Raw genomic sequence first — 3,233 nt, forward strand, 5'->3', positions numbered from 1 at the left:
GATGAAGAATTGAGCATTGGCGAGTGGATGAGTTCAAGCGAATGGATGACGAAACTGACCGATTATACTGAGAACCTAGAAAGACTCGTAGAAGAGAGGACCTTAGAGCTTAAAGAGTCAGAGAAGCGCTATCGAGGCTTGTATGAATCCTCTATAGACGGCATCGTCTCCATAGATATGGAAGGATTCATTTTCGAATGCAACCAGGCCCTTGCGGATATGCATGGGTATCTAAAAGAAGAACTATATCACAAGGGCTTTCGAGAATTCATTCCTAGAAAATGGCATGACACGATAGAAAAAATGCTTGAAGAACAAACGATTCCTCGGGGCTATTCGGATGTGTACGAAATAGAATCCATCAAGAAAGATGAAACCAACATCCCTATCTCGTTAAGAACATGGCTCATCAAAGATGAGGAAAGCAAACCCATAGGAGTTTGGGGCATCACTCGTGACATAACCGAGCGCAAGCGGGCGGAGCAGGAAATCTTTAAATTGAATGAAGATTTGAAGCAAAGAGCTATTGAACTTGAGGCCCTCAACAAAGAACTAGAAACTTTTAGTTATTCCGTCTCGCATGATCTCCGTGCTCCGCTTAGAAGCATTAGCGGCTTCAGCCAAGCGCTACTTGAGGATTATTTAGATTTACTAGATCGAGAAGGACAAGATTATCTCCAACGTGTGCGTGCAGCAAGCATACGCATGAGTGAACTCATAGATGCTTTGTTAGGACTTTCCCGGATTACGCGAAGAGAGTTACGCTATGAAACTGTTGACCTGAGTGAAATTGCACACGAAATCGTGATGGAACTCCAAGAGGCAGAACCTGAGCGTCAGTTGAAATTTATTATCACACCAGGACTTACTGCAGATTGTGATCCTCGACTTCTTCGTGCAGTGCTGGAAAATCTTCTTGGTAATTCATGGAAATTTACTGGGAAAAAACCAATTGCGCAGATAGAATTCGGTGCTATAGCACATGATGGTGAAACTGCGTATTTTGTCCGCGATAACGGGGCGGGATTCGATAAAGCCTATGCCGATAAATTATTTGGTGCTTTCCAACGCCTTCATTCAACGGATGATTTCAAAGGAATCGGCATTGGCCTAGCTACAGTGAAGCGCATCATTCATCGTCATGGCGGCAGTGTCTGGGCTGAAGGGGAAGTAGAAAAAGGCGCAACCTTCTACTTTACGCTATAATGCTGACACTCTTACTGCAGTTTCATTCTTCTATTTTCCAAATGTATTCGCAATAGGAATCCCCAGCACACATTGCTTTAGGGCGTTCAACTGTAGCTTTTGGATTTATGGTCTTTGAAACAAGATTTGTGAAGATTAAAGCCCAGTCACTGAGATCTTTGGGCTCTGTTTTGAACGGACATTTGGTGACCTTAACTCTACTACTTGTCTTAGACTGCTCAAGTATAGCATATTCAAATGCAGTGAGTTCAAACCAGACTTCAAACCACTTTCCTATTGTTTCAGCATCACTCCCCTTTAGTTGGAAGATATCTAGAAGTGCATTTGTAAGATTCTTTATTCTATCATCCATTGTGCAGACCCTTAAGTAAGTTTCCAGCGCTTCGTTTCCACCATGTTTCTCGCGGATCGCGTATAAAAATCCTTTGACGATAGATGAATAAGCTCTCAAAGTAAAATCATGTTTTAATAACAAAGGTATCGATATTTTCTCAGTCATAGTCCCCTCCTCTCCCTCAATCTGAGTTTACTATATCCGACAACTTTAGAGAACGATTTTGAAATGTTTGATTCAGTCTTCTATTCTCCAAACGTATTCACAATACGGATCCCCTGCACACATTCCTTTAAGTCGTTTAGTGGAAATTTTGGGATTTATACTCTCGCTAACGATATTTGCCCAGATTTCGCACCAGCCGCTGATATCTTTGGGATCTGGTGTACTCCATGGACACTTCGTGATTTTAGTTCTATTAATTGTTTTAGATCGCTCAAGTATAATGGCCTCAGATCCTTGAATCTCCCAATAGACGTCCCAAAACTCCGCTAATTTTTCAAGATCGTTTCCCTGTATTTCGAAAACGCTTAAGAATGTATTTATCATGTTTTTTACTCTATCCTTAAATCTCCACATCTTTTCAGTAATTTTGAGTGCGGCAGCAGCACCATATTCTTCACGAATTGCATATAGGAATCCTTTGAACAGAGTTGTCATTTGTCCTCTAACATAGTTATATTTTAGTTCCCAAGGTAGCCCTCTTTTGGGCGACGCACAAGGCGGCTGCAATTTCTTAGCCAATTCCCTCATATCCCCTAAATTGTTTGTTTTTGTACTATTTGTGGATATATTTCATAATAAGGAGCAAGGGTCACTCTTCAATCTTAACCACAAATTCACATTCTGAATCTCCTGTACACATGGCTTTAGGTCGCTCAAGGGTCGTCTTTGGATTTATGAACTTGTTCATAAGGCTACAGTAGTTATAGCACCAATCGCTGAGATCTTTGGGCTCTGTTACCCAGGCACAGGTAGTAATTTTATGTCTCCAAAGTTTTTCAGACTGCTCAAGTGTGGTGCTTATAATCCCAGTAAGGTCCAGATAGATCTCCCACACACTTCTAAGCGCTTTGATATCGTTTTCCTCTATTTTGAAAACATCTTTAAGTGTGCGGATCATATTCTGTATTCTATTATCCATTTTATTGACCAGTTGATGTATTTCGAGTGCTTCTGCCGCGCCATGTCTCTCACGGATCACATACATGAATCCTTTGAACAGAGTTGTCAACATTCCCCTAGCATATTTGTATTTTAGTTCCCACGGTATCGTTATTTTCATAGCCATTGTCTCCTCCTTCCCTTAATCTAGATGTTCAAGCGTTTGAGTATTAGTCCCAAATGATTACTCATTCTTAAGCTCGATAAAAAATTCGTGTAGGGTTCTAATCTTGGTATAAGTTTCGTATGTGTATAAGATATATTAGAATTACTTGCCTTAAGTCCCTCATCATAAGATTACCTCAAGGAGACTCCAGCCCTTTAGGGCGGAGAGGAATTGAGGTCGGATGTTGTTCACACAACCCTTTCTGCGGAGACAGGGGTTGGTGTACCCAACCTCGGGTGGTGTTTTAATGGCGGGTACTCTCAAGTCCCGCCGCTCCCAACACCAAGGGAGTAGGTCCACTTCGAGGCTGTTGTAAAGGCTTTTGGCATCGGCAGCACCGTCCCTACCCCTCAGGACTTTTAA

The 3,233-nt window shown here is 41.8% G+C and carries 5 protein-coding genes; 1 reads left to right on the forward strand and 4 read right to left on the reverse strand.

From position 1 onward, the window contains the following. Positions 1–1,206, forward strand: a 1,206-nt coding sequence (locus QVB70_RS05490) for a PAS domain S-box protein (protein ID WP_287584182.1), incomplete at its 5' end; no start/stop codon positions are given. Between the two features lie 22 nt (positions 1,207–1,228). Here QVB70_RS05490 and QVB70_RS05495 read toward each other — a convergent pair. The 4 genes from QVB70_RS05495 to QVB70_RS05510 form a co-directional block, all read right to left on the reverse strand. Next, the gene (locus QVB70_RS05495; RefSeq protein ID WP_287584184.1) at positions 1,229–1,705 is read right to left on the reverse strand and encodes a hypothetical protein; all 477 of its coding nucleotides are present in this window, start codon (positions 1,703–1,705) and stop codon (positions 1,229–1,231) included. A gap of 72 nt (positions 1,706–1,777) precedes the next feature. After that, a complete protein-coding gene (locus tag QVB70_RS05500; RefSeq protein ID WP_287584186.1) occupies positions 1,778–2,284 on the reverse strand; it encodes a hypothetical protein in 507 nt (168 codons plus the stop codon). 70 nt (positions 2,285–2,354) lie between these two features. Then, positions 2,355–2,831: a hypothetical protein gene (locus QVB70_RS05505; protein ID WP_287584188.1), complete on the reverse strand. Its 477-nt coding sequence runs from the start codon at positions 2,829–2,831 to the stop codon at positions 2,355–2,357. A gap of 162 nt (positions 2,832–2,993) precedes the next feature. Beyond that, a partial coding sequence (locus tag QVB70_RS05510) for a hypothetical protein (RefSeq protein ID WP_287584190.1) occupies positions 2,994–3,233 on the reverse strand: 240 nt, incomplete at its 5' end.

It is taken from the genome of Candidatus Borrarchaeum sp., from assembly GCF_019058535.1.
Lineage (GTDB): Archaea > Asgardarchaeota > Sifarchaeia > Borrarchaeales > Borrarchaeaceae > Borrarchaeum > Borrarchaeum weybense.

What these genes read in the sequence shown, in the direction of transcription:
- QVB70_RS05495 (WP_287584184.1), bottom strand. Translation starts at nt 1,705, where the DNA reads ATGACTGAGAAAATATCGATACCTTTGTTATTAAAACATGATTTTACT.
- QVB70_RS05505 (WP_287584188.1), bottom strand. Translation starts at nt 2,831, where the DNA reads ATGGCTATGAAAATAACGATACCGTGGGAACTAAAATACAAATATGCT.